35 protein-coding genes and 2 pseudogenes are annotated in these 24423 nt (G+C 58.9%); 18 read left to right on the plus strand and 19 right to left on the minus strand.

All coding sequences use genetic code 11. From position 1 onward, the window contains the following. Nucleotides 1-25: 25 nt before the first annotated feature. The gene (locus tag NGR_RS16925; RefSeq protein ID WP_012707697.1) at nt 26-535 is read left to right on the plus strand and encodes a transcription termination/antitermination NusG family protein; all 510 of its coding nucleotides are present in this window, start codon (nt 26-28) and stop codon (nt 533-535) included. A 181-nt stretch (nt 536-716) separates the two neighbouring features. Here NGR_RS16925 and NGR_RS16930 read toward each other — a convergent pair whose 3' ends face one another. The 3 genes from NGR_RS16930 to NGR_RS32370 all read right to left on the minus strand — a co-directional run bounded on the left by NGR_RS16930 (nt 717) and on the right by NGR_RS32370 (nt 1501). Continuing rightward, nucleotides 717-944: a hypothetical protein gene (locus NGR_RS16930; protein ID WP_012707698.1), complete on the minus strand. Its 228-nt coding sequence runs from the start codon at nt 942-944 to the stop codon at nt 717-719. Between the two features lie 90 nt (nt 945-1034). Then, nucleotides 1035-1271, minus strand: a complete 237-nt coding sequence (locus tag NGR_RS16935) for a DUF2188 domain-containing protein (RefSeq protein ID WP_012707699.1) — start codon at nt 1269-1271, stop codon at nt 1035-1037. 62 nt (nt 1272-1333) lie between these two features. Then, complete coding sequence (locus tag NGR_RS32370) at nt 1334-1501, minus strand: hypothetical protein (protein ID WP_012707700.1); 168 nt, start codon at nt 1499-1501, stop codon at nt 1334-1336. Between the two features lie 136 nt (nt 1502-1637). Here NGR_RS32370 and NGR_RS16940 point away from each other — a divergent pair, with 136 nt between their 5' ends. From NGR_RS16940 to NGR_RS16950, 3 genes and pseudogenes are all read left to right on the plus strand, one after another. Beyond that, nucleotides 1638-1976 carry a DUF5681 domain-containing protein gene (locus tag NGR_RS16940; RefSeq protein WP_240545198.1) on the plus strand — a complete coding sequence of 113 codons (339 nt, stop codon included), beginning with the start codon at nt 1638-1640 and terminating at the stop codon, nt 1974-1976. After that, nucleotides 1864-3306, plus strand: coding sequence for a terminase large subunit domain-containing protein (locus tag NGR_RS16945; protein WP_164924271.1), 1443 nt, complete (start codon nt 1864-1866; stop codon nt 3304-3306). Before NGR_RS16940 ends, NGR_RS16945 begins: the two co-directional genes overlap by 113 nt. After that, nucleotides 3306-4265, plus strand: a pseudogene (locus NGR_RS16950) (portal protein); the annotation flags it as partial. The gene NGR_RS16945 and the pseudogene NGR_RS16950, both read left to right, overlap by 1 nt. An 87-nt stretch (nt 4266-4352) precedes the next feature. Here the strand turns inward: NGR_RS16950 and NGR_RS32375 are convergent. Then, on the minus strand, nt 4353-4493 hold the full coding sequence (locus NGR_RS32375; RefSeq protein ID WP_165447151.1) for a hypothetical protein: 141 nt from the start codon (nt 4491-4493) through the stop codon (nt 4353-4355). Nucleotides 4494-4525: 32 nt separating this feature from the next. Here NGR_RS32375 and NGR_RS16955 point away from each other — a divergent pair. The 3 genes and pseudogenes from NGR_RS16955 to NGR_RS16965 all read left to right on the plus strand — a co-directional run. After that, nucleotides 4526-4858: pseudogene (locus NGR_RS16955) on the plus strand (SU10 major capsid protein); the annotation flags it as partial. 470 nt (nt 4859-5328) lie between these two features. Beyond that, nucleotides 5329-6204 (plus strand): hypothetical protein, encoded by an 876-nt coding sequence (locus tag NGR_RS16960; protein ID WP_164924272.1) that lies wholly within the window; start codon nt 5329-5331, stop codon nt 6202-6204. Continuing rightward, complete coding sequence (locus tag NGR_RS16965; RefSeq protein WP_012707706.1) at nt 6204-8252, plus strand: hypothetical protein; 2049 nt, start codon at nt 6204-6206, stop codon at nt 8250-8252. Before NGR_RS16960 ends, NGR_RS16965 begins: the two co-directional genes overlap by 1 nt. Here NGR_RS16965 and NGR_RS16970 read toward each other — a convergent pair. Genes NGR_RS16970 through NGR_RS32380 form a run of 3 tightly spaced genes read right to left on the minus strand, consistent with a single transcriptional unit; the run spans nt 8222 to nt 9113 of the window. Beyond that, nucleotides 8222-8467: a hypothetical protein gene (locus NGR_RS16970; protein WP_012707707.1), complete on the minus strand. Its 246-nt coding sequence runs from the start codon at nt 8465-8467 to the stop codon at nt 8222-8224. The genes NGR_RS16965 and NGR_RS16970 overlap by 31 nt on opposite strands. 55 nt (nt 8468-8522) lie before the next feature. After that, nucleotides 8523-8933: a hypothetical protein gene (locus NGR_RS16975; RefSeq protein ID WP_012707708.1), complete on the minus strand. Its 411-nt coding sequence runs from the start codon at nt 8931-8933 to the stop codon at nt 8523-8525. Between the two features lie 33 nt (nt 8934-8966). Further along, a complete protein-coding gene (locus tag NGR_RS32380; RefSeq protein ID WP_012707709.1) occupies nt 8967-9113 on the minus strand; it encodes a hypothetical protein in 147 nt (48 codons plus the stop codon). A gap of 99 nt (nt 9114-9212) precedes the next feature. On the opposite strand from NGR_RS32380, the gene NGR_RS16980 reads away from it, so the two are divergent. From NGR_RS16980 to NGR_RS17005, 7 genes are all read left to right on the plus strand, one after another. Then, nucleotides 9213-10733, plus strand: a complete 1521-nt coding sequence (locus tag NGR_RS16980) for a tail fiber domain-containing protein (protein ID WP_012707710.1) — start codon at nt 9213-9215, stop codon at nt 10731-10733. A 116-nt stretch (nt 10734-10849) separates the two neighbouring features. Next, a complete protein-coding gene (locus NGR_RS16985) occupies nt 10850-12214 on the plus strand; it encodes a calcium-binding protein (protein WP_012707711.1) in 1365 nt (454 codons plus the stop codon). A gap of 93 nt (nt 12215-12307) precedes the next feature. After that, nucleotides 12308-13138: a hypothetical protein gene (locus tag NGR_RS16990; RefSeq protein WP_012707712.1), complete on the plus strand. Its 831-nt coding sequence runs from the start codon at nt 12308-12310 to the stop codon at nt 13136-13138. Further along, nucleotides 13135-13335: a hypothetical protein gene (locus tag NGR_RS16995; RefSeq protein WP_012707713.1), complete on the plus strand. Its 201-nt coding sequence runs from the start codon at nt 13135-13137 to the stop codon at nt 13333-13335. Before NGR_RS16990 ends, NGR_RS16995 begins: the two co-directional genes overlap by 4 nt. Further along, the gene (locus NGR_RS17000) at nt 13332-13616 is read left to right on the plus strand and encodes a hypothetical protein (RefSeq protein WP_012707714.1); all 285 of its coding nucleotides are present in this window, start codon (nt 13332-13334) and stop codon (nt 13614-13616) included. The genes NGR_RS16995 and NGR_RS17000 overlap by 4 nt, the downstream gene beginning before the upstream one ends. Next, entirely contained in the window at nt 13507-13761 is a 255-nt protein-coding gene (locus NGR_RS33150; RefSeq protein ID WP_012707715.1) for a hypothetical protein, read from the plus strand. Before NGR_RS17000 ends, NGR_RS33150 begins: the two co-directional genes overlap by 110 nt. Before the next feature lie 62 nt (nt 13762-13823). Then, entirely contained in the window at nt 13824-14189 is a 366-nt protein-coding gene (locus NGR_RS17005) for a hypothetical protein (RefSeq protein WP_164924608.1), read from the plus strand. A gap of 72 nt (nt 14190-14261) precedes the next feature. Here NGR_RS17005 and NGR_RS17010 read toward each other — a convergent pair whose 3' ends face one another. Beyond that, on the minus strand, nt 14262-15521 hold the full coding sequence (locus NGR_RS17010; protein ID WP_012707717.1) for a calcium-binding protein: 1260 nt from the start codon (nt 15519-15521) through the stop codon (nt 14262-14264). A gap of 296 nt (nt 15522-15817) precedes the next feature. On the opposite strand from NGR_RS17010, the gene NGR_RS17015 reads away from it, so the two are divergent. Further along, a complete protein-coding gene (locus tag NGR_RS17015; protein ID WP_012707718.1) occupies nt 15818-16396 on the plus strand; it encodes a hypothetical protein in 579 nt (192 codons plus the stop codon). Nucleotides 16397-16431: 35 nt separating this feature from the next. Here NGR_RS17015 and NGR_RS17020 read toward each other — a convergent pair whose 3' ends face one another. The 4 genes from NGR_RS17020 to NGR_RS17030 are packed head-to-tail and all read right to left on the minus strand — an operon-like array spanning nt 16432 to nt 17900. Beyond that, a complete protein-coding gene (locus NGR_RS17020; RefSeq protein WP_012707719.1) occupies nt 16432-16944 on the minus strand; it encodes a thermonuclease family protein in 513 nt (170 codons plus the stop codon). Between the two features lie 14 nt (nt 16945-16958). After that, a complete protein-coding gene (locus NGR_RS33155; RefSeq protein ID WP_012707720.1) occupies nt 16959-17513 on the minus strand; it encodes a hypothetical protein in 555 nt (184 codons plus the stop codon). After that, a complete protein-coding gene (locus NGR_RS32385) occupies nt 17506-17673 on the minus strand; it encodes a hypothetical protein (protein ID WP_165447152.1) in 168 nt (55 codons plus the stop codon). The genes NGR_RS33155 and NGR_RS32385 overlap by 8 nt, the downstream gene beginning before the upstream one ends. Then, nucleotides 17670-17900 (minus strand): hypothetical protein, encoded by a 231-nt coding sequence (locus NGR_RS17030; RefSeq protein WP_012707721.1) that lies wholly within the window; start codon nt 17898-17900, stop codon nt 17670-17672. Before NGR_RS17030 ends, NGR_RS32385 begins: the two co-directional genes overlap by 4 nt. 233 nt (nt 17901-18133) lie before the next feature. On the opposite strand from NGR_RS17030, the gene NGR_RS17035 reads away from it, so the two are divergent. After that, entirely contained in the window at nt 18134-18325 is a 192-nt protein-coding gene (locus NGR_RS17035; protein ID WP_012707722.1) for a hypothetical protein, read from the plus strand. Between the two features lie 374 nt (nt 18326-18699). Here NGR_RS17035 and NGR_RS17040 read toward each other — a convergent pair whose 3' ends face one another. The 3 genes from NGR_RS17040 to NGR_RS17050 form a co-directional block, all read right to left on the minus strand. Continuing rightward, nucleotides 18700-18870, minus strand: coding sequence for a hypothetical protein (locus tag NGR_RS17040; protein ID WP_012707723.1), 171 nt, complete (start codon nt 18868-18870; stop codon nt 18700-18702). Beyond that, nucleotides 18867-19277 carry a hypothetical protein gene (locus NGR_RS17045; protein WP_164924274.1) on the minus strand — a complete coding sequence of 137 codons (411 nt, stop codon included), beginning with the start codon at nt 19275-19277 and terminating at the stop codon, nt 18867-18869. The genes NGR_RS17040 and NGR_RS17045 overlap by 4 nt, the downstream gene beginning before the upstream one ends. Nucleotides 19278-19560: 283 nt before the next feature. Then, nucleotides 19561-19761, minus strand: a complete 201-nt coding sequence (locus NGR_RS17050; protein WP_012707725.1) for a hypothetical protein — start codon at nt 19759-19761, stop codon at nt 19561-19563. A 241-nt stretch (nt 19762-20002) separates the two neighbouring features. Here NGR_RS17050 and NGR_RS17055 point away from each other — a divergent pair, with 241 nt between their 5' ends. Beyond that, a complete protein-coding gene (locus NGR_RS17055) occupies nt 20003-20191 on the plus strand; it encodes a DUF3606 domain-containing protein (RefSeq protein ID WP_012707726.1) in 189 nt (62 codons plus the stop codon). Nucleotides 20192-20582: 391 nt separating this feature from the next. Further along, entirely contained in the window at nt 20583-20888 is a 306-nt protein-coding gene (locus tag NGR_RS17060; protein ID WP_012707728.1) for a hypothetical protein, read from the plus strand. 60 nt (nt 20889-20948) lie between these two features. On the opposite strand, the gene NGR_RS17065 is transcribed toward NGR_RS17060, so the two are convergent. The 4 genes from NGR_RS17065 to NGR_RS17080 form a co-directional block, all read right to left on the minus strand. Beyond that, nucleotides 20949-22655 carry a site-specific DNA-methyltransferase gene (locus NGR_RS17065; RefSeq protein ID WP_012707729.1) on the minus strand — a complete coding sequence of 569 codons (1707 nt, stop codon included), beginning with the start codon at nt 22653-22655 and terminating at the stop codon, nt 20949-20951. Between the two features lie 418 nt (nt 22656-23073). Beyond that, nucleotides 23074-23403 carry a DNA-binding protein gene (locus NGR_RS17070; RefSeq protein WP_012707731.1) on the minus strand — a complete coding sequence of 110 codons (330 nt, stop codon included), beginning with the start codon at nt 23401-23403 and terminating at the stop codon, nt 23074-23076. Continuing rightward, the gene (locus tag NGR_RS17075) at nt 23394-23942 is read right to left on the minus strand and encodes a hypothetical protein (protein WP_012707732.1); all 549 of its coding nucleotides are present in this window, start codon (nt 23940-23942) and stop codon (nt 23394-23396) included. The genes NGR_RS17070 and NGR_RS17075 overlap by 10 nt, the downstream gene beginning before the upstream one ends. Continuing rightward, complete coding sequence (locus NGR_RS17080; RefSeq protein WP_164924275.1) at nt 23939-24304, minus strand: helix-turn-helix domain-containing protein; 366 nt, start codon at nt 24302-24304, stop codon at nt 23939-23941. Before NGR_RS17080 ends, NGR_RS17075 begins: the two co-directional genes overlap by 4 nt. Nucleotides 24305-24423: the final 119 nt, after the last annotated feature.

Raw genomic sequence — 24423 nt, forward strand, 5'->3', positions numbered from 1 at the left:
GCAAATCAGGAACGAGGGCGTTTGAATGGGTCACTGGTACGTTGTGAGGACGCGGGCAGGGCAGCAGCAAAAGGCCACGCGTGAGTTCGAGGATAACGGGGTCACCGTCTACTGCCCGATGCTGCGGCGGGAGACCAGACACTTTCAAAGCAAGAAATGGCTAATGAAGGAATGCCCGCTCTTCACCGGCTACGTGTTCGCCTATCTGCGGATCTCGGACTTCGGCACCCTTCGTGAGATGCGGCATGTGCTTTCGGTGCTCGCCGACGCGGGTGGGACGCCCATCCCCGTGGCGGGCAACATCGTGGAAGACATCCGGGACGCTCAGGAACGGGGAGACTTCGACGTGCTCCGACCGCCCGTCCGTCGCCTGAAGGCCGGCGACACGGTGCAGGTTAAAGACGGCCCGCTTACAGGTCATTACGCTGCAGTAACGAATATAGTGGGACGGCGCGCAATCAAAGCTTTTGTGGAGATTTTCGGATCTCTGCGGGAAGTTGAAATCGGGCTTGAAAGTATCAGGCGAGTAGCTTAGATTGCGGCTCAGCGATTTGCAGCCTGTTTCTGCTGGGCGCCAGAGAGTGACCCACGGGGCTTAGGGGAGTTTCGCACTCCCCGCCGCGGCTTTACTTTGCCAAAATTCTACCGAGAACCTTCCGGCGCTACGTTTAGCCATGCCTGTTATCCGGAGAAGCAGGCAAGGCGGGCAGAAATGGCTATCGATCCAACCATAGTCTGGAGATCTGGTTCTCAGTCTCTTCAATGCGTTTTTTGAGGTACTCAATCTCCGCGTGAGCATCGTCCACTCGATTGCCAAGGATGACTGTCACCACGAGAACAACTCCGAACAGCAAGGTCGTATCGTCAACGATTTCGAGGTATCCGATAACCGCTGCACCAAACAATATCGCTAGTAGGGCGCCGTCTGAAAAGCGCTTCTGCATCGGGGCCTCGCGTGTCGTTTCGTTTAATCGCACAGTTTGTCAGCGCCGGCGCTCCAGTTCGAGCAGACTAGGCCCGATGCGCGAGTGCCGTTAGCCCTTGGTTTTCTTCGGATCTGCTCCGTAGGTCCTTTCCTCGCGAATAGTGCCGTCTGATTTGTGAAGCACTGCCTGCCCAAGTCCGCCGCCATCATGTACGGCGCGCCCGGCCTTGACCGCGGCTGCTTCAGCTTGCTTCTGGGTTTCGTGCGTTGAAATGGTTTTGCCGCCTTGCGCCACCTTCCAACCGTCTTTGGTCGGAGTTGAATGAAATGTGGTTCGCTTTGCCATGAGATCCTCCTTCTCAAGTTTACTTGCTAATTGGCATCCCCTCCCTTTGGTCGCCCGGCCATTCACCAAAGACCGATGAGCAACCCAAGGCCGTGAATAACACCGACCGGGAAGAAAATTGCTCCCGCAATGAGGAAGCCCCAGAGTTCTTCGGTGAAACAAACATACAAGTGGGTCAGCCAGCCTGCGATACTCGCAAGGACGGCCACGACGCCGACAAAATTACCCATCCAATTCCCCCTTAAGTTGAGCAGAAACATTCACATGAGTCGTTCGTGATTTCCAGACGCAGTTCCCATCCGACTTGCAGATTCCGCAGGTAACCGAATGTCTGATCCTACAGATGAAGAACAGCGTCCCGAGCATTTGTTCAAGCCCGGCCAGTCTGGGAACCCGCAGGGCAGGCCAAAGGGCGCGCGCAACAAGCTCGGCGAAGCGTTCATTGAAGCGATGCACGCCGACTTTGAGCAACACGGCGTCGCGGCCATCGTGCGAGTCCGTGAAGAGAAGCCAGACCAATATCTCAAGGTTATCGCCTCGATCCTGCCGAAGGATCTGAACGTCAACATCAACAACATGGACGACTTGACGGATGACCAGCTTATCGAGCGCATCCGGTCTCTCGATTCCGCAATCCGGCCTTTCCTCGATGCTCAAGGAGCAAGCGGCTCTGTTGGCGGAACTGGACCGGAGACGACGCACTAACCTGCTGGCCCATTACCGGCCGTATTCCAAGCAGGTCGAATTCCACAACGCAGGCAAGGGCTATCGAGAGCGGCTGTTCATGGCCGGCAACCAGCTCGGCAAGACGCTGGCTGGTGCCGCGGAAGCTGCAATGCACCTGACTGGCCGATATCCGGACTGGTGGGACGGCCGTCGCTTCGACAAGCCGATCGTTATGCTTGCGGGCTCTGAATCCTACGAGCTGACCAGGGACGGCGTGCAGCGCCTCATGGTTGGCCCACCGATGAATGAAGAGGACTGGGGCACTGGGTGTATACCGAAGGCCGCGATTGTCGGAACCCCAACACGCCGTTCTGGCGTCTCTGGTGCGCTTGATAGCGTCACAGTTCGGCACGTATCGGGCGGCGTCTCGATCCTGCTCTTCAAGGCTTACGAGCAGGGTCGTGGCAAGTGGCAGGCAAACACGGTTGATTACGTGTGGTTCGACGAAGAGCCACCGGAAGATGTCTATTTCGAAGGGATAACCAGAACGAACGCGACGCGCGGCTCGATTGCCGTGACGTTCACGCCGCTCAAGGGCATGAGCACGGTTGTCGCTCGGTACATTCTGGAGAAATCGCCAGACCGCGAAGTCATCACGATGACGATCGACGACGCGGAGCACTACACGCCGGAAGAGCGGCAAAGGATCATCGATTCCTACCCTGCGCATGAGCGTGAGGCGAGAACGAAGGGCGTTCCGTCGCTCGGCTCGGGGAGGATCTTCCCGGTTGCGGAAGAGAGCATCACGATAGCGCCGTTCGAGATCCCGAAGCATTGGGTGCAGATCGGTGGGCTTGATTTCGGATGGGATCACCCGTTCGGGGCGGCCGGCTGTGCCTGGGATCGTGATGCCGACGTGTTCTACGTGACAAAGGTCTACCGGGAACGCGAGGCGACACCGATTATTCATGCGGCTGCGCTGAAGCCGTGGGGCGCGTGGCTGCCGTGGTCGTGGCCGCATGATGGTTTGCAACACGACAAGGGCTCAGGCGAGCAGTTGGCGACGCAGTACCGGGCGCAGGGGCTCAACATGCTTCCCGAGCGCGCCACGTTCGAAGACGGCACCAACGGCGTTGAGGCTGGCCTGTCGGACATGCTTCAGCGCATGCAGACCGGGAGATGGAAGGTCTTCTCGACCTGCGGCGAATGGTTCGAGGAATTCCGGCTCTATCACCGGAAAGACGGCAAGGTCGTGAAAGAGCGCGACGACGTGATTTCAGCGTCTCGCTACGCGCTGATGATGAAGCGGTTTGCCAGGGTCAAGGCCGACGCCGCGGCGTGGAAGTTCAGTGAACGCAAGGTGATTTGATGGCTGCGATGCAGAAACAGCAGATTGCTGCCCAGGTCTCGCAGCTCGTGAAGGACTGCGAGAACTACCGGGACGAGCTTTCCGTCGATCGCATCAAGGCGATGGAGTACTACGACGGCACCATGAAGGACACGCCGGCCGACCCGAACCGGTCGAAGGTGGTTTCCCGTGATGTCCGCTCGGCGATCAAGAAGGTGCTGCCGTCGCTCGTCCGTACGATCCTCGGCAACGACAAGGTCGTCGAGTACCAGCCGGTCAACGAGGGCGACGACGCGAGCGCCGAGCAGGCGACCGACTACATCAATTACGTCGTCTTCCCGGAGAGCGACGGCTACGACGCGGTGCAGGATGCTGCGCACGATGCTCTTAAGCTGCGCAACGGGGTCATTCGCTGGTGGTATGACAAGAAGCGCACGGTGCAGGTCTCGCGCCACACCGGGCTTGATGAGCAGGCGCTGGTGCAACTCGTCGCCGATGACGATGTTGAGGTTCTGGAGCAGGAATCGTACCAGGAGCAGATCGACACGCCGCAAGGACCGCAGTCGGTCACGCTCTACAACGTGAGGATTCGGCGCACGAAGGAATACGGCTGCACGAAGCTCGCCGCGGTCCCGCTCGAAGAGTTCCTGATCCATCCGGACGCCATGTCGATCGACGACAGCCCGATCACAGGCATTAAGACGCGCCTGCGCCGCTCCGATCTGGTGGCCATGGGCTATGACCGCGAGAAGGTCGACAAATTCGCGACGGCCTCATCCAGCAACGAGGAAGAGACCGAAGAATTCGCCAGGCGCCGTGAGCCCTTCGACGAGAAGGACGAGATCATTAAGGCGCTGCAGGAGGTCGACTACTACGAGCTCTATGTGAAGATCGACGTTGACGACGACGGCATCGCCGAGTTGCGCCGCATGTGCTTTGCCGGCGGCCTGGCTGAGGTCAATCTGCTCGACGACGAGGAACGTCTTTTTCGCCGTCGAAATAGTGCCAGATCGAGCGGCCCGTCGCGTGGTCGTGGCTATAGAGCGTCCACGCCCCGTCACGAATGATCATGCATCGTCCCCGGGAAGCGGATCGGCGCGCTCGGCCTTGCCGTTGGCAATCAGTTCCTTCGCCGCTGCAACGGGAAGATCAAGGACAGTGCCGGCCTTGATGCGTTGGTCGTTTTCAGCCCAGGTGTCGTAAAGCAACCGGACCGGTGCGAGTTTTGCTGCCTTCGACTGGCTACCAGAACGGCGCGAACTTCCGCCACGTCTCGGCCTCGCCCTACGTCAAGAGCGTGTTCGTCACCTTCATGTCGGACAGCAACGTTGCTCCGTTCCGCTATGCCGTCTCCAAGGGCGGTGAGCGCAACACCATCGTCGCGACGGCCGACTACTACGAAGGCCCGTTCGGCACGGTCATGATCCACCCGAACCGGGTGCAGGCGACCGGCGCCACGCAGGCCCGTAACGCCTTCTTCATCGATACCGACATGCTGTCCTTCCTCTGGCTCCGCAAGATCCAGGAAGACAAGGATGTCGCGAAGACGGGCGACGCGGACAAGGGCGTCATCACCCGAACCTCGTCACGGCGCTGAACGACGCCAAGAGCACAGAGGAAGCCCAGCAGCTCATCAACAACGCATGGAAGTTCGCGGGCTACAATCAGCCGGGTGGCGAATCCGCGCGGCGGCTCGGCTATGCAAACGCCTTCCTGCCGAGTTTCCAAGGGCAGCCGCAGGAAGTCGCCAGCCTCGATCCGTCGATCGGCGTTCCTTCCGCACGTCCGCAGCCCAGCGCTCCCGCACAAGCGCCGGTCGCACCCGCTCAGCCATCTCTCTCGGATGAGGTCGCCGCCTTCGAGCAGACGCCGGAATATCGCGCGCAGTTTCCCGGCATGAACGCTGCACAGCCCGCGCAGGCTCCACAGCCTCAGCAGGTCGCCCAGGCACAGCCGATGCAGCCGCAGGCGCCGCAAGGTCCCGACCAGATGACGCTGATGCAGGCCCTCAGCAATCCGTTCCTTTCGGACGAACAGCGCGCCGTGCTGCAGACGCTCTATCAGCAGCAGGTGCAGGCCAACGATCCGATGCGCCAGCTCGAAATGCGGAAGCTGCAGCGTGAGTTGGATGCTCCCCGAAAGCGCGAGACCTCTGTCGTAAACGGGCGGCTCGTCGACAACCAGACTGGTCAGGTCATCGCCGAGTACCCTGATGCGAACAAGCCGACGGCGGACCGGCAAAACTACGAGTACTATCGCGATTTTGAGGTCGCGAACGGGCGCACTCCCTTGGGTCCGCTCGAATGGGAGCAGGCGCAGCGCAAGGCCGGAGCCGGGACGACAAACGTCACGGTTGGCGAGAGCGACAAGTTTTATGAGAACCTGGACAAGAAGAACGCGGAATCGTTCGCCGCTCTATCCGATGCCGGCATGCAGGCTCGGGCGCGCATGGGGCAGATCAACCGTCTCGAAGGTCTGTTCGCCAACGTGCCGCAGGGCATCGAGGGTGGTTTCAAGAAGCTTGCCGGCGATTGGGGCATCCCGATCGGCGAAGGCACGAGCGACATTCAGGCAGCATCTGCGTTGATCGAGAAAATGGTGCCGGAGCAGCGCGCTCCCGGTTCCGGTCCGATGTCCGATGCCGATATCAAGATGTTCCGGGCGTCGCTTCCCCGCATCATCAACCAGCCAGGCGGCAACGAGCTGATATTTCAGACCATGCGCGGTATCTCCGAGTACGAGCAGCAGATGGGCGCCATCGCCGATGCCGTTGCTGATCGGGAGATCACGCCAGCCGAAGGCCGCAAGCGGATCCGCGAGCTGAAGAACCCGCTCGAAAACTACAAAATCCCGGACGGCCCCACTCCAAATGCAGGGACCAAGAAGACCCAGACCGGCGTCAATTGGAGCTACGAGTAATGGGAACCCTCACGGTCAACGGCATCAAGGTTCAGGTCGACGACAGCTTCAAGACACTGTCGCCAGAACAGCAGGAAGCGACCGTCAACGAAATCGCGGCTCAAATAGCTGCCGGCGGCAAGGGGAACGCCCCCGCGCGCTCTGGCGGCGTTGAGGGGGCTGTTCGATCGGTCGCAAGGGGAACGCTCGGGATCGGCTCCTATCTCGACGAACTCAATGCCGCCACGAATGCAGCGTTGGCCCCGCTGGTCGATCCGTTCTTGCCTGACAGCTACGAAAAGCTGCCCGGTCAGACATGGGGCGAGCGCTACGACCAGGCGCTCCACATCCAACGCCGGAAAGACGACGAGTACGACACGGATCATCCGAAGCTGTCGACCGGCTTGCAGATCGCGGGTGGCGTCGGGTCGGGCGGTGCGCTACTCCGTGCCGCTCCGGTGATCGGCAACTATGCCCTCGGCAATACCGGTGCTTCGGTCGGGTCTCGCCTTGTCTCTGCTGGTGTTGCTGGCGGTGGGACGGGAGCGGTGCAGGGCTTCGGTGCCGGTGAAGGCGGGGCTTCCAATCGCGCTCGTCAGGGCGTTACGGAAGGTGTTATCGGCATCGGTACAGGCATTGCCACTGTGCCGATAGCCGCCGGGGCCAACAAGCTCGCTTCCAAGGTTGCCCGAATGATCCTCGGGGAAAGCAATGATGCGCTTTCCACTGTTACCGACCAGGCGCGGCGCTACGTTGTCGACGAGCTATCCGATCCGGCGAAAGTAGCCCGGTACCGCGATTCCCTCGTACAACTTGGCCCTGATGCCATGCTGGCCGACGTTTCGCCCGAATGGCTCGGTGTCGCGCGTGGCGCGGCTGCTCGTCCTGGAACGCGCGGTCTTATCGTGGACCCGCTCAATGAGCGCAGCAGCCTTGCAAACACGCGCTTGCGTGCCGACGTCGCAGACAATCTCGGTCCTGACCCGGTGCCGTCGCGCGTTGATCGATCGCTGGCCGGCGACCAGGATCAGGTCAGGCGCAGGTATGGGCCGGTGATGGCGGAAAGGTCGAACTACGATTTCACGCAGATCGCCGACACGCTCGATGACGAAATTCAGCGGCTTCGCGGACCGGCGCAGCGTCAGTTGCAGAACGTCCGTCAGATGCTCAACGTCAATGGGCAGGACCTCGTAACGACCGATCCCGCCATCGCTTTCGAAACCCGCCAGGCGATCGACGGCATCCTCGAAACAGAGCAGAACCCCAAGGTAATCTCTGCCCTGACAGAGGCTCGCCAGATGATCGACGACGGTCTTCGCGCTTCGGTGCCGCGTATCAAGGAAGTCGATGCGCAGTTTGCGGAAATCGCACGCCAGCGCGAGGCCTTGGGAGAAGGGCGGTCAATCATGAACAATGGCGCCACCGCCATGCGCCCGTCAGAGCTTGACGAAGCACTCCGTCAGGGCGCTCTGCCTCAAGGCGAGATGGTTGGACCGTCTGGCGTGCCTCTTCGCATGCAGCAAAGCTCGCTCGGGGAGATCTACCGGGCGATCGGCACGGAAGCCAACGACTTGAACGCGCTGCGCAAGACGGTCAGAGGCGAGGGCGATTGGAACCGTGAAAAGCTGGGTATGCTGTTCGGTCAGGAGAGGGCCGACAACGTGCTCAACTCGATCGACCGTGAGAACGTCTTTGCTGACACGGCAAACCGCGTCACACGCGGCTCTGACACGGCGATGGGCTCTCGCTTCAATCAGTTTCTCGACGAGGTATCGAAGGGGCAGGAAATCCCCTCTGATGCCACCCTGACGGGGACGGCAGCCAAGCTGTTCAAGTCGATCGTGAAGCGGATCGTTCAAGGGAATGCCGATGCCAATGCCGGCAAGCTCGCGCAGGATATCGGCCGCCTGAGCGTTGCCACCGGATCGACGCGCGACCAGATCGTTGAGGCGATCCTTCGTCGCGGTCAGCAGAACGTGTTGGATCAGCAACGGATGTCGACAGTGCGAGCTTTGACGAGAGCGGGAGGCCTAGCGGGCTATTCGTCTCTACCGGGCGTCCGCAATTGACGGAATGCATCTTTGCGCCCGATGAAAAATCCGGCTGCAAAGCACATAAAGCCTACGAAAATCGGCAGGAGCAACCATTCGGGCAACTGCTGCACGGACCAACGCATGCCGAAGGTCACCGGGACCATTACTGCCAGCACGATCACGGCCGTAAGCACGCCGATGATTTTCAGCGCTGCACGGGACGGCTCATGGGGGTTGTGATCGATCTGCATGGTCACAACCATATGGCAAAATCGGCGGGGCCGCTAGGTGGCGGCCCCTAGTAGCTTAATAGGTGGTGCAGGTGACGTTGTTGCCGAACCTGTTGCAGTTCGTCGTCGTCATCCGTGGCGTTGGGTTGTTGTTCACGACGACCGGCGGCGGCGTGTAGGACTGCCCGCGGAACTGGAAAGTGGGCATGCGGCCATCAGATTTTCCGCACTGATAGGTCATACGGTACCAGGTGACGGGACCAGGGAAAATGTCGGCAACCAGGCCGCCGGCATTACTCGAACTGTCGATGACCTGATAGGGCCCCTTGCAGGCCTCGGCTGCTGCTTTGAGGCAGGCATTCGGCGAACCGTTGCACTTCGTTTCCTGGATGGTTTGCCCGCTCGGGCCCTGAATCGGTTCTTGCGATGACACACAGCTAGAGAGCGCCGCTGAAGCCAGCAGCAATGCGAATGCCCGATATTTCATAGATGTCCCCCGAAATTTGCGGGGGCATTAGGTTCACATTTTCTCGTCTAAGTCGAGTGGGATGTAGCCGCCGCCGATCAACCAGTCGCGAAGGATGCGTTTTATCGCCTCGTCGCGGCTGACGCCATATTCAGCCATGAACATCTGAACACCACGTTCAATCTCATCGTCCAGGTCCATCGACAATCTCGCCCCTAGGTTAGCCCGCGGGGATGAAACCGAAATCGCGCAGAACTTGCAAGGCTCCCTTACCGGAGCCTTTTTCTATGGAGAATGCCCATGCCCAGAACAGGCGGTATCTATTCTGCTCCGGCCGGCACAAAAGGCACCCCCGGAAACACCATTCAGAGCGCGCCCTATAACAGTTTCATCGATGATCTCGTTGACGATCTGAACGCCGCAAGGCCTATCACCGCGGGCGGGACAGGCTCGACCTCGGCAAGCGCAGCGCGCACCGCGCTCGGCCTCGCGATCGGGACGAACGTGCAGGCCTACGACGCCGGCCTCGCGTCGATTGCTGGCTTGACCACGGCCGCCAACAAGATGATCTACACGACGGCGTCGGACACTTACGCGGTTACGGACCTGACGTCGTTTGCGAGGACGCTGCTTGACGACGCCAGCGCATCGGCGGCGCGAACGACGCTTGGGCTGGGGACCTCTGCAGTCAAGGACACGGGCACCTCGGGAGATGCCGTGCCGCTGCTCAACGCCGCCAACACCTGGAGCGCCGCCCAGACGGTTCAGCTTTCGACTGCGACCCCGGCGGTTATCGTTGAACGCACTGGCACGGCGGCTAATGCGTCCGTCGAGTTCAAGACCGCTGGTGGCAGCATCTATGCCGGCAACTCGGCAAACGACACTTTCGCCGTCGGCACGACTTCGGCTCTCTCAGCGAGCTCGCTGTTCACCATCAATTCGACATCCGCAACGTTCAGCGTTGCCGTTCAATTCAATGCCGGGATCCGTTTCGCCGCGAACGACTCACTGACCTACGACGATGCGAGCAACACTTACACGTTTGCGTCCGATGGAACGATTGGCGGGACCACTGTCGAAACAGGAAAGGTTCGCGCCATCGACACTGATGATGCGAGTCTCTCGAGCACCGCGCACCCGTTCCAGATCGGGCCAAGCAACAGCGCCAATCTGGCGATGGACACGAACGAGATCATGGCCCGAAACAACGGCTCTGCCGCTGGCCTTGTTCTTAATGCCGAAGGCGGCTTGGTCGAAACCGGCGCTGGCGGTTTCAGGTCTGGCGGGAATTACTATTCGGCCGACCACTCCAGCCCCCTCGACTTTTCCTCCGGGACCGTCCCAGGAATGTCTTACACCAATAACGGGCCGCTTCTCCTGTCGCGTTCCGCCGCGTCGGTCATGTCGTTGCAGCGTTCCACCAGCGACGGCATTACGGCGACGTTCCACCGGAGCCTTTCCCAGGTTGGCAGCATCTCTGTTACCACGACGGCGACCGCCTACAACACATCGTCGGATGGGCGGGCCAAGATCAACCGACTGGCGCTCATGAACTCGGGCGATGTTGTCGACGCGCTACAGCCAATGACATATGACTGGGTTCATGCTCCTGGCGAATCCGGCGTTGGCTTCATCGCACAGGACTTGCAGGCCATCGTGCCCGAAGCTGTGTTGGCCGGCGACGCGGACCCAGGCAAGGTTCCCGGCGATCCCGGATTTGAATGGTGGAGTGTGGATATGAGCAAGCTGGTGCCGTATCTCGTCGCCGAGTTAAAGGATGTTCGGGCAAGGTTGGCGGCGCTAGAAGGAGAGGCTTCGTAGCCGCTACCAACAAGAAACTTCTGCCCCGCTCCGAAACACTGCAAGCGCTGGTTGATCAGCGAACGAGAAGGCGGTAACGCTGTTTCGGTACTTTATTGATTTTCGGGAGGAAAATTGTGGGCGTTACAGTTTCCGTCGCAGACAGCCATGGCCTGGACATGCGCGAGATCGACTTCAGTTCGCTTCTTTATGCAGATTCCTACTCGAGAAGCTCTTCGATCTTCTCTGCCCATACCGGCAACTGGACCGATCAGTTTCGGGGAAGCGGCTTCAAGTATGATGGCAATGGTTATCCGACCGCTGGCACTGTGACGAGCTATGCCATTCTGTCCGGTGGCAGCCGCATGGTCTTGATTTCCGGATTTTCGATCGCCGCGGCGAAGATCACCAGCGCGGCGAAGACCGGTTCCCTCTCGGACGACCTCGCCATCATTCGCGATGCGCTGGCGGGCAATGACAACCTGAACGGTGGCGAATTCGCCAACTACCTTCGGGGATATGCAGGCAACGACGTCATTTCCGGCGGCCAGTATTCGGACGACCTCTTCGGCGACGATGGTGACGACAAGATTTCGGGCGACTATGGATGGGACAACCTCTATGGTGGCAACGGCAATGACACGTTGAACGGTGGCGCTGGTTCAGACGAGCTCAGCGGCGGTGCCGGTTCGGATACGGCGTCATATGTCGGCGCTTCAGAGGGCGTGGTTGCCAGCCTCAAGAACCTCGCCAGCAACACTAATGATGCGTCCGGCGACAGCTATAGCTCGATCGAGAACCTCACGGGGACGAGCTACGCGGACACGCTTGAGGGCAACGCGAACGCCAATAGTCTCACCGGCGGCAATGGCAACGACAGGCTGATCGGCAGAGCCGGGGGCGACGTTCTGAACGGCGGGGCCGGAACAGACAGCGCATACTATTACGGCGCCACCGTCGGCGTGATCGCCAACCTCAGCAACGCGGCTGCAAACACCAATGACGCCGCGGGAGACGTCTACTCATCCATCGAGAGCCTCGTTGGAAGCTCCTACACGGACAGGCTGTTCGGCAATGGCGTGGCCAACACCCTGATCGGCAATGGCGGCCACGACAGCCTGGTCGGTTATGCCGGCAATGACGGGCTGTACGGCGGGGCAGGAGCCGATCGTCTGTTCGGTGGCACGGGCGCCGACCGGTTCATCTTCAAGGAGACAACCGAATCCACGAGTTCCGTGACCGATTCGATCTTTGATTTTCTCGTCTCTGAGCAAGACCGGATCGACGTTTCGGGTATCGATGCCAGGCTTTCCGTTGGAGGTGACCAGGCTTTCGTGTTCATCGGGACGGCGGCATTCTCTGGCGATGGGAGTGAATTGCGTTATGAGCGACTAGCGTCAGACACTTATATTTACGCGGACGTCGACGGCGACCAGGTGGCTGACCTGACGATCCATCTCGACGACGCGATCACGCTGACCTCCGGCCATTTCATTCTCTAGGCTAACGATCGGCCGCCAAACCAAACCCCGCTCCGGCGGGGTTTTTTGTTGCCTGTAGGGCAGACATTCCATCCTCCAACAATCAGGTGAAACATGGATAAAACCGTGCCTCCCGGCGCGGCGCTTTTGCTCGACTTCATCCGCGAAACGGAAGTCGGCCGGAGCGACCGCGCCTCCTATGATGTGATCTATGCCAACAAGCAGAACAGGCTGAAACAGCCGCTCACGACGATGACCTTCGGCGATATCGTCGACGCACAGAAAGCCTGGTCGAAGAACTTCGGCTCGAGCGCGGCCGGGGGCTATCAGTTCATGCGGGCCACACTGATCGGGCTGGCGAAGGAAATTCCATCGATCAGCCGCACCGACCGTTTCGTTCCCGATCTGCAAGACCGGCTTGGCTATCACCTCCTGAAGCGCCGCGGCTATGACCAATTCGTGACCGGCAACATGACGCTGGTGGAATTCGGCAAGCGTCTCGCGATGGAATGGGCATCGTTCCCGGTGCTCGTCGATACGCAGGGTGATTGTCGCAAGGTGAAGCGCGGCCAGTCCTACTATGCCGGCGATGGGCTCAATAAGGCGCTGGTAAGGCCTGAGAAGGTCGAGGCGGTACTGTCTACAGTGCTCGCGACCGCGCGCCGGCCCGCGGGCAGCGAATTTCGGCGAGAGGCGCATGTCTCGCCGACGCCAACGGTCCGCCCCTCCGAGCCTGTGGAGCATCCCGCTGTCGCGGCACAGCGTAAGGCCCAAGAGGACTTCGCGACCGGAGAAATCGTTTTGACGCCTGCGAACTCCTCACCCGCAAAACAGCCAGCCTCCAGGGCGACGAGGGTCGCAGCGCTGATTGCTGCCTCCGTTCTCGGCCTTGGCGCGTGGTTCGCTTCACTGCCCTGCTCAATCTTCGGAGTGTTCTGCCAATGAGCGTCTGGCTTCGCATCGCTTTGTACATCGTCGCGGGCTGGCTCTATGGCTCGGGCTATATCGGCGAGGAGGTCAAGGACCTCATCACGACCGATCCGGCCATGGCCGCCAGCATCGAGGCTGGTATCTCGGCGCTCATCGCGTCGATCCCGATTGCCTGGTGGCGGCTCGCCAAGCGTCTCGGGTGGAAGACGTGATCTCCCGCCTCAGCCTCGCCGCCGGCGCGCTATCTGGCGGCCTCGTCGTTTTCCTCGTCATGCAGGCGATCAACACCCTGTGGGTCATCCCGGAAGCGAAGGAAGAGGGCCGAAAACTCGAACGGGCAGAACTCGATTCCGCAACGAACAAGGCAATTGGAGAACTCGCCGATGAAGCCGATCGTGCTCGCTTTAACCGCCGCCTGTGCATTGAGCGCGGCCGGCTGTACATCAACGCAACAGGTCAGTGCATCGAAAGACCGGCTCAACCAGGCGGCTAGAGCGGTCGTCGGCACGTCGCTGGTCGGCGCTCGAGGCGCCACGCCGAACGATCAGGACAAGATTGACGAGACAGTCGCGGGGCTATGTGGTGCCCGCGCCTGGACGCAGAGCGAATGCGCCCGCCACGACATGGCGCAACAGTAACCATCCGAAATCGCATCGCATACGAGGGCAGGGGATTGGCAGAGGCACAGGATACCGAAAAGATGGTCGCGGCTCCGAAATGGAGGTTCGAATACAACCTCAACACCCTGGTTATCCTGGCGGGCTTCGCCGGCAGCCTGATCGCATGGGGTGCGACGTGGGAAAGATTGAGCTCCAGCCAGATCGCCCAGGCGGCCAGTCTCGATCGACTGGACAAGCGCGTCACGGCCGTGGAGGTCACGTTGCGGCAGCTCGATAACCATGAGCTCAGGCTGTCGGCCGTGGAGAAGCAGGCGGCAGAGGCGGCAACCTCCATGCGCGCCGTCGAGAGCACCCTGAACACCCTTTCCGCCGACACGCGGGTCATGCGCGAAATCCTGCAGAGGATCGAGGCGGGGCAGAGGGATGGGGCGCAACTTAGGCGCTAAACAGGAATGGCGGGAAGCCCCAACTGAGCACTTCCCCTTCTTGTGTCTACTGCACCCGCGCGAGAGGGTGGTCTAAATGACGAAAAGGTCAGCCGCAGCGAGCGAAAGCCCTGCCGACAAAGTGGCAAACTGAATCGCCTTTCCGCTGCCGGACCCATCAGCGTCGTAGAACAGCTTGCCAGTATCCGTCTCGTAGATGATCCGGTCGGATTTGTCTGTTGCCGTCCCGGTTGCGTTCGCCGCAAATGCCGATGCGGCAAGTCCGCCGGTAGGCGTCAGCTTCGTGAATACCGCGTTGTCGAGATGGATGGAGTCATACGGCACGCTGAAATCCGTGATCCGATCGACGTTCGTTGATCCGAGAGCAGACGTGAAGACGAAGACATCGTTTCCGCTTCCGCCCACCAGAATGTCATTGCCTGCGCCGCCGTTGAGCTTGTCGTTCCCGCTCTCCCCCTTGATCACGTCCTGGCCCGCGATGCTGGAGAGATAGTCGTTCCCTGAACCTCCCATCAGCGTGTTATTTGCTCCGTCGCCGTAAAGCCGATCGTCGAAGCGCGAGCCTCTGAGATTCTCGACTGAACTGAAAGTATCGCCGGCAGCTTCACCTGTATTCGCAGAAGGTGAGGTCAGGTTCGCAACGATCCCGGCGACGGAGGCTTCATAGTTGGCGGTGTCAGTCCCGATTCCACCAATGAGTTTGTCGGCGCCCAGGCCGCCGACGAGGATGTCGTTGCCACTCTTGCCATCGAGTGTGTTGGCGCCGGCGTTTCCTTTGATCGTCTGGGAGAAGTTGTTGCCAGTCAGATTTATTCCCGCGGTGCCAGAACTCTTGGTCGTCTCGAAAAGCTCGATGCGGGCTTCGGCGCCGAGCACATAGGACGCGCTCGTGCGAACAGTGTCAGTCGGATTCGCCTGATTGTCGTATTCGGGGACCCAATCTTCAATGATCTGGTCCTTGGCGTTATCGACGATATAGATGTCAGCCCCAGCGCCGCCATCCATGACGTCGACACCGGTGCCACCATCGAGATAGACGCCACTGTCTCCGGCGATCAATTTATCGTTGCCTGCTCCCCCGTATGCCTCACTGTCCGCGTTTGACCAACCAGCCGTAATCGTGTCGTCGCCATCCTCGCCGTAGAGGCGGTTAAGCCCGGTACCCCCGTCGATTGTGTCGTTGCCGGTGCCGCCCCAGATGTAGTTATCAGCCTGGAAACCGCCGGTGAGCGTGTCGTTTCCGCCGTAGCCATAAATCTTGTTGGTCACGCCAAAGACGTCGCTCTCGCCGACTAACTTGTTGTTGCTGTTGTTCCCTTTGATAATTGGCATCTATCCCTCGCGCGCACCCTTGCGTTGCATTTCACGCAATAGACGTGTGTTGGTGAGTTGGCAACGGCATGTAGGTGGATTCCGCCCTCCATTTTTGGGCTGGCGGCTCGGTTCGGACTCCGAGAACAACGCGAAGACAGTGCCCGCGCTATCCTCCAAGTGGGGTAGGCGGAGACAAGGTGAGAAATAGGGCATTTGCTGCAGTCTGGGGGTATTCGCAGCGAGTGCTAGTCTTATGTGCGTATTTTAAAAGTATCTTCTCTTGGATATTATTACGGACAAGTGGGGGTATTCCAATGGCGAGTTCATTGAATTTCTATCAGCGAGCTAACCTTAGCATGGGGTTGGCAGTAATACTTGGTTTCGAGCTGGCAATATCCCAATGGGCGCGCAATCTCGATCACATTACATTGGCCACTGTCTGGAGTAGAGCCGACACATTGCTCTGGATCGGATTTCAGTTTTTCTTCAGGGTCAAAGTTACGATCGATGATCACGATTATTTTGCGGCCGGTGAGAAGGGGTTACGAGGTCTGTTAGATTTTCTAATGTTTGTTGTTTCATCATTTCTATTTGTGCTGTCGGCAGTACTTTCATTTCTGACGCAAGCAACGGCCATCTTGTTCATATTGGGGGTTCTCGTTCTTACGGTATGGGTACTGTTTGGAGCGAAGGAACCGATGAAGAAGACATGGATTTTCGTTAATGCAGCTTACATCATTGTCCTCTCGCCCATGGCAACGTCAGGTTTTTTTGGTGCAATCGGGCAAGACGCGCTAGCCACTGTTTCGGTCGTATCCCATGCCGTACTATTCGCTCTCTTGTTCATTGACTATCACGAGAGCAAGACGCACGAGCATATGCCGGACTACTAGTGAAACTGCGTGCGCCTCACCGGTGGACGATTCGCTCAGCATGACGCGTCACGCTTCGCACGCTCAGCGCGCGCCTGGCACGGCAACTGAAACTTGCCGCGCCAAATGCCGGCGCCTCGAGCCCGAGCCGTCCTGTGGGCGTTCGTATAGGCGCCCTTGCTGTACCGCTCCCAATCCACCGCATTGCCGCTTTCGACGAGCCAGCGGTTGACCTCGCGACCGTCGGCTCGGAAGCAGATGCTTACAAAGCGCTTGTATCGATCGCGCTCAACGACCTCGCAGCGGGCGGGGCGGGAGGCGGCGAGGAATCTGTCGAGATCGAGCGCTGCCTCCTTGCCACAGCGATAGGTGCCGCCGTCCCCATCCTCGCATTTCTGCCAGCTCTCCGGCGCATCGACGTCGTGCAGGCGAATTCGCTCGCCTCTGATCTCGATTGTGTCGCCGTCGATGACGGATGCGCGCCCCGTAATCGTTTCGGCGCCGCCAATCGCCGGAGAAATCGCGACAAGCAAGATCGGGGCAGCAGTGAGAAAGCGGCGTAGAATCATTGAGTCGTCCAAATTCAAAATCCGTGCCGCAGTGGGCACATAGGAAGGTTGACGTCAAGAACGGCCGCGTCATCGGCGGATTCTGCCAACCTTGACGATGTTTCCGTCCTTGTTGCCGCATTTCGTGCAGTGCAGGTACCGCGCAAGAGAGAGTATCGGCCGCGTTGCCCCGAACCGCCGAGCCAGCGCGCGCCGATCGATCCGGCTTTCACGGCCGCATCTGCGGCAGCTGCAGAACAGGTCATACCATTCCGGAAGGTTTGCGAAGGTGATCTCCTCGGGAGAGCCGGCCGGCGCCGCACCGTCGGCCGGTTCCATCGGGAGAGCTTGTTATCCTGGTCAGGCAGCGCATGTTGATAGACCAGTCGACAACGATCATAAAACTTGTTGCCCGTTTTCACGCAGCCGTTGGCGATTGCCAATTCCGTCAACAAAGTAGGCATAGAGCGGTCTCCGATCCGCTTGAGCATTGCCCGCGCGTCGTACTGCTTCTTCACGCCGCATTCGCATTCGATCTGGATCTTGCGTCCGACAAACTCGGACAGCCACCAGGCACCAGCTCTAGGCATTGCGCGGCTTCCATTCTGGACGGTGCTCGAGGCAGAACCAGCTCGGCTCCGCTTTGCCGATCGCGAACCCGAAGGCACCCCACTTCTTGCAGCCGGGATGCTCGCAATAGTGCACGTAGAGCGTCGAGTCGTGCTTGGCCGCGCCTTGCTCGTCGCTCATCTCGTCACCTCATCGTGACGCTCTGGGCAGGGCGACCAGCCGCGGGTGAAGCCTATGCCCATCGCAATTTGAGCCAATGCCAGTTGCTCGCGTAGATGCTTGCAGTCGGCGAGGAGTGTCCGGATCGTCGCTTCCGCGTCGCCGTCATGCCAGGCAAGCGCCGACGCGACCTCATCCATCCACGTGTCAAATTCCTCGATGTCGGAAGTTTGCTTCTCAGCAGACATGACGGCTCCTTCTCCGCGCACGCACAGAGTCCTTTGCCCCACAGGTTTTTAGATTGGCGGCCGCAACGCCGATGAAGGTTCTTATTATGTTCTCACTGTGCCGGGAGTCAACGGTCGCCGTGAAAACTGGAGCGCCATTTTTTGAGTGATCAGGACGGCCGGGTACCGTGCCCAGCCCGGTTCGTTTGGTGCTATCTTAGATCTAACTAACGAACTTTAGAGAGGACCAATCCATGTGGGTCGAATTACACGACAGCAATGGGCCGATTTTCATCAACATGGACACTGTTACACACTTCCAGCGGGTAGAGGGCAAGCGGCGCACCACTCTCGTCACCTTCGCACCCAATAACGGGACCTGCGTGATGTTTCAGGTTAACGAGTCACCTGACGAGATCATGGAGATGATCGGCGAAAATTACTAACGCAGGTTGGTCAGATCCGGCCGGGCACTCAGAAGCAACAAAAAAGGCCGGGCTGAACCCGACCTTTCGTCGCCTTCGTGCCATTGCCAGTACATCCGTGGTCAATGGCCAGATGGGATTTGTGTAACCGCCGATCGTGTCGATTGCATGACATAGCGCCCGTCTTCGAGCGCGTCAAAGGCAGATGTCGCACAAAGGATTTTCGGGGTCTGTGGCCCCCCACGAGCTCATTGGGTTGCCACAGTGGAGGCATCTTGTGTCTGCCCGCTGCAGCTTGGCCCTACGCCACGCTGTTTCTCTGGCTTCGTCTTCCAATCCAATGGCATCGTCGCGGCGCTTTAGCTCGGCCGCTCGTTCTTCGTCAGTAAAGCCGCTCACGCACTGCCCCCTGTCTCGCTACCCTCGTCCAACTCATGGACGGTCAGAAACCCATATCCCTCCAGCCACTCGCGCATGATGAGGCGGATTATCTCGTCCCGCGTCATCTGGAGCTCTTCGCAGGCGAGGGCCAGCGCCGCCTCAACGTCGTCGTCGAAGGTCATCATTCCACGCACTCCGCTTTCAGCATCTTGGCACGGGCAACGCGGAACTTCTGAAATTCCTCATCCATGAGCTGCGAGCACGCGATCATCGCCTCTTGGCGCGTCGCATTGATCGCCTCCATCTTCTGGATGGTTCCGCTGCTTTCCCCGGCGTCCTTGGCCTTGGCGTTGACCTTGTCGGCCTGGATGATTGCCTCATTGCGACCGGCTCCACAGGCTTCCAGCAGCCCCTCAATGTGGACGATGCTGCTCTTCGCCAGATCGTCGCCGATGTAGGGAGCGCAAGCCCAGGCAAAGCCTTGGTGGTTGTAGATCGCCGCGAAAGCTTCGGAGAAGTAGCCGTCGGCGGCTTTGATGTCAGGCTTGCATTCTTCAGCCATGGCTGGCGCAGCCAGCAGGAAAACCAGCATCGAGCATGCGACGCGCATCGCTACTCTCCAACGCAACTACAACCAAGAGGTCGAAGGGTCGCACAGCGCACGTTGCAGTCAAGGATTAGGGGCGCCGCCCAAACTAGCTATTGAATACGGTGCAAGGCGATTCATCAAGGTCAGCAATGATTTAGCCGCAATGTCCTACTGGACACCTTCTGCCGTTCTGTCACGATCTGGATAGCCAAACATGACTGGCCATAAAACTTGAGCCCGCGGTGGACTTATCCCTCCTTGCGGGCTCTTTTTCGCCCGGACTCTTTCAAGCCTTGATCATTTCCCTCAGAGCGTCCGCTGTCCGGATGCCTCGCTGGAACATTCCTATGAGCGTTCGGGCGAGTTCGTCAGCTTGCGTGCTGCCGGGTAGGATGTGTCTGGCCTCAAGTTCGCTGTCGAAGATGCCTTTGAGCATGTCGAGGTCATCAGGCGAGAGGGGTAGGGATTGGAAGTCTTTACGATGCATGACGCAAACTCCCTTGGCTTGGGGCGAAAGCGAGATGGATCTGTTCGCCAGCGATTGATGCTGAAATAAAAAGATGTGTTTGAAACGGGGCAATCGCAAGGGGGACAAATAGGAGAGTCGCCCGATCGGGTTACTGAAGCCATCGCGTGCGGTGATGCGGGCGGTATCCGTTTCCCCTCTAATACCACCTTGCCGGGTGATAAATCATGCCTACCTTCTTTTGGGATGCAAGGAGGGAAGAATGGCAGACTTTCTCAAGAAGATGGGCCGCGACAGCGAGTTTGTTTCAACGCAAGAGCACGAGATTGCCTACCTCATGAAGGCCACGAATAAGACCAGGGAAGAGGTGCTCAAGGCGATCCGCGAAGTCGGTCCCGACCGCCAAATGGTGATGGAATATCTTTCCAAACGCCCACGCTCGACTCGCTAAAGCGGGTAACGAGGGATAGACTTGCCGTCCACCATTCCTCCCAGAGAGTTGGTGCTCTGCTCACGCGCCCGCCGGACAAGCGGGCGTTTTCTTTTTGTCGCCAGGTTGCGTTTCACAAGCGTTGCACGTGCGTTGTATGCGGCAACAAAAAAGGCCGGGCAAACCCGACCTTCCGAGAACCGGTAGCGGGTGGCTCCTCCAATGAACCTTTTAAAACCCATTGGAGATACCGCAAATCAAGCTTTGTCGTCGCTTGACGTGGGCCAGACGCTACCGGCAGGAAAGATTATACGCTTCCCCTCGTTCATTGCCAATCAATCGGGGGTGGTGAGTTCGTCCCGCCATCGACCGGCGTTTGGCAGGGCCGTCCCCTTTCCTTGCTACGTGTTGAATGGCCCCCGCCGAAATGGGGTACGGCGGAAGAAAAACCCGGGACTACGCGCCACGAAAAAGCCCCGCTCGCGGGACCGGCTGGACTTATCGCGAATCGGTGAAGCTGCGCGAGCTGCTCGACGAGATTCGGACCGATCAGCCGGACGTGGTGCTGAGGCGCAAGGGTGCCGTGTTCACGCGGCCGGTGCTCGTCGCTGAGGTGGAGTATCGCGCCTGGACGCTGGACGGGAAGCTGCGGCACCTCTCATTTAAGGGGATTAGGGAGCGGGTGGATGACACGACGGTTTTCAACCTCGGCCGCTGACGACGGCTTTCAGAAGCGCATTGTTCGATCGCAGTCATATAGGTTTCGGCGCGCTGCGGATCATATGGGATCTGCTCGAACGACGGTAGGATTGAAGTGGACAACCGCATCCCCGGCCTTTCCGCCTGTGAACGTGAATGCGAACTCGGGTGCGTTCGGGTCGGGGTGGCGAGTCTTCGATTTCTTCTGACGGTTCTCAGATTCGAAGAAGTCTCGCGAAACGTGCCCCAATGACGGCAGCACTGGGCGAACGCCTCTGAACCACTCTTCTACCGCTACTATCTGCAGACGCGGCAAGTGACCATGCGCCGTCTCTATGAAACCGAAGGAAGCAGCTTCCGCTTTCATCTCGCGTGTCCCTTGATTGAGGCAAATGAATAGCCCCATCTCAGCCCGCTCACGCTCGATTACTGCCTTAAATTCACGTACATCCTTAGCGCCAACGTGCTGACCACCTTTAACGGATGTCAGAATGCGTCCCCATCCGCGTGGCCCATTCATAAAATACATCTGGCCGTCGATCCCCTTGTCTGGCCCCTTCCTGACTTCCTTTAAGGCTTGCACCCCGACAAGATAGTTCGCCCACCACTGAAATTGATATTTGTCCCGTTGAGCGAGGCGCACAGCACCTGCGAAGTCTCGCGGAATACCTCCGAGGGTGTATTCTGTTCCTCCCATTAATGCGGCCAATCGTTCCTCTATCACCTTGATCGCGTGGTAGGCGACGTCGATGCCGATCCAATGGCGCTGGGATTTCTGCGCGGCGGCAACTGTGGTGCCGCAGCCGCAAAATGGATCGAGCACGACGTCCCCCTCATCGGTCATGGCTTTTATGAGCCGGTCAAGAAGGCGAACTGGCTTCTGAGTGGGGTAGCCAAGGCGCTCGCGCGCTTGAGAGTTCAACGGTGGGATATCGGACCAAACGTCCCCTAGCGGCATCCCGCGCTGCTCATCGAGATAGCGTTTCAGTCTCGGCACGCGACCTGGTGCAGATTGATGGATCAGGCCCGCCTGTCGAGCGTTTTCCATGCGGTCGCGCGTCCACCGCCAAACGCGTGTCACACCCATGAACTCGTATGTTAGGTTAGGACGATCAGGACTGGGGTTGATGAGGCTGGTGAGTTGGTACAGGCGCCCGTCGCCGTCCTCCATTGTGTATTTCTCTGCTATGGACTTAGGAACATTCTCCAAATCATAAGGTATGAAGAGGCTCTCTCCGTTCCATTTGCGATCTGCCGTAGCTTCATAGCAAAGGATAACGTCGTGATTTGTCGGGAGACGCCGCGTCATTAGGCCTTTGCCCATCGTGCGCTTCCAAATAATCTCGTTTGAGAACCTCTCGGGTCCAAAGATGGCATCCAAAATAATCTTCAGGTAATGACTTGCAGTAGGATCGCAGTGGAGGAGAAGAGAACCGGTTGGCTTGAGAACGCGTCGCAGCTCGTGCAGCCTCTGCGCCATCATGACGAGATAAGCCATCATATCGCTCTCGCCCAATGCTGAGTGCAGTGCATTCACGATGGCGGCAATACTTCCACCGGCTCGCATTATTTCGTCAAAGGCCCACTGGGCCTCTGCTCCCCATGTCCATGTGTCTCGAAAAGCTTCAACTTGAGCGCTCGCAGCTTCGTCTGCCGGAGTGCGAAACAGTACATTGTAATTTGCGTTGCTGTTAAAGGGCGGGTCGAGGTAGACGAGATCGACGCTTTCTGTCGCAATCTCTTCTCGAAGAATTGTGAGGTTATCTCCGAACCACAATTGATTCATGATGGCCGCTCCAGGATCCTATTACAGGTTGCGGCTTCGTCGTTAATTTTTACTTATCGATGTGGACGGAATGCTTCGACCAAGCACATTATGCCGCCACCCAGTGGCGGTCGTGCGGTGGTCTTCACGCAGAGCACATCGGATCCACGGGGGCTCTCCTCAAATCTGAAGACCGCTCGCTTGGCTCAGAATGAGCCGTGCAGTCGGTAATGCGTTCAGAACTCGACGGATCGACTTCTTCCAACTCCCACGGCAAGCCACCGGCTGCCCCTCTGCTCGCGCATGTCGCGTATCGTGGCGATCGATCGATTGAGAAGACCCTTGATCTCGAACGACGTCAGTCGGTCTGCCTCATTCGCAGCTCTGATCAGTTCGGCGATGAATACGGTGGTGAGGCCTATGGGATTGCAGCCGAAACTCACTTCTTCTTTCGCGCGGCCTCTTCTCTCTCCATCTGTTTTCGCAGCGCCAGAAGCTCGGCAAGATCCGCAGAGTGGCCCCTCCGTTGGTAGACAGGTTTGGGTTTCGGCTTCGCTGCTTCCAGCAGAGTCTCAACGTCGGCTGGCAGCAGAAACATTCGATTGCCGAAAATACGGCACGCCCCTAGCTCGCGCGCCATCTGCCGCACTCTGCGAGGTGAAATTCCGAAGTGGTAGGCCACCTCTTCGGGAGTTCGCCCTGCTGGCAGATCGGATCTCTCTACCGGTTTGCCCTCGTGCTTCTCGGGTGGATTGAGATCTACAGGCATGGGTACTTATCCCGGTGTGCGCGCTGGTCTCGCATCGCCTTCACCCCCGCACTGGTTAGCCAGATCTGGTCTGGGTGACCGTAGCGGTCGGTTTCCGAGCTGGCCTCGACAAAGCCACGCTCTTCCAATTTCTTTTGCGTGTGGGAGCCATAATCCTTGAGGGCGTACCAGTCGACCCGGACCTCGGGACCATGCGCCATCAGGTAGTCCATGGCCTTCCGCTCTCTCCAGTTTAGAGGTGGCTGGATTGGCTCTTGCGGGATGTCTTCCCACGGGATGTCCCAAGCGGAATCTCGCTGTGGCGCTGGCGCTTTTCCTCGAGCTTCACGAGCACGTTCTCGTTCTCTCCACGCCTGCCATTCGGCCAATGACGTGAACTCTTCTGGTTTCAGGTCAACCGTTTCTGGCTGCGCAGCTGAGTTTGGATGCAGCCGGATCGTATATCCTTCGGCTTCGACTTCTATCGTTATGTTGTTCCGCTTAGCCACAGCGGCCAGGCGATTGAGATCAGCCTGTTTGATGGGCGCCCGCGCGGTCACTTGTTCTCATTCCACAGCTTAGCCAATGCTGCCATTCGCTTGCGCTCCTCCTTTTCCGCCCTCATCTCTGTAAATCGTTCCATAAACCCGTATGGCTCAAGACTATTGACACTCTTCACGATGCTGCGCCTGGCAGGGCGCGCTGGGGGGCAGTCTCGTGTCCGCCTGCGCTTTATAAAATCGTGGATGTCATCCAGATGGAAGCCAAGGCGCGGTCGCGTGCGGCCGACACCCAAAGGGACATAGGCGATTTCGCCAGCCTTCACGAACTCACGCAGGGTCTTGGTGGAGATATTCAGCATCCCTGCCGTTTGCTCGCTCGTGTACAGAAGCGGCTCGTTCATGTCGTCAGTTGGAATCATACGCCTCTACTTCCTCGATTCTCGTTCGCAAGCCATCGTGCGAGTTCCGCTTCCGCGCGCTCCTCCCTCGACATTTTTTGACTGAGCATCTGCGGTGGCTGATATGGCATTACTCGGAC

The sequence above is a fragment of the Sinorhizobium fredii NGR234 genome, from assembly GCF_000018545.1.
Classification (GTDB): Bacteria; Pseudomonadota; Alphaproteobacteria; order Rhizobiales; family Rhizobiaceae; genus Sinorhizobium; species Sinorhizobium fredii_A.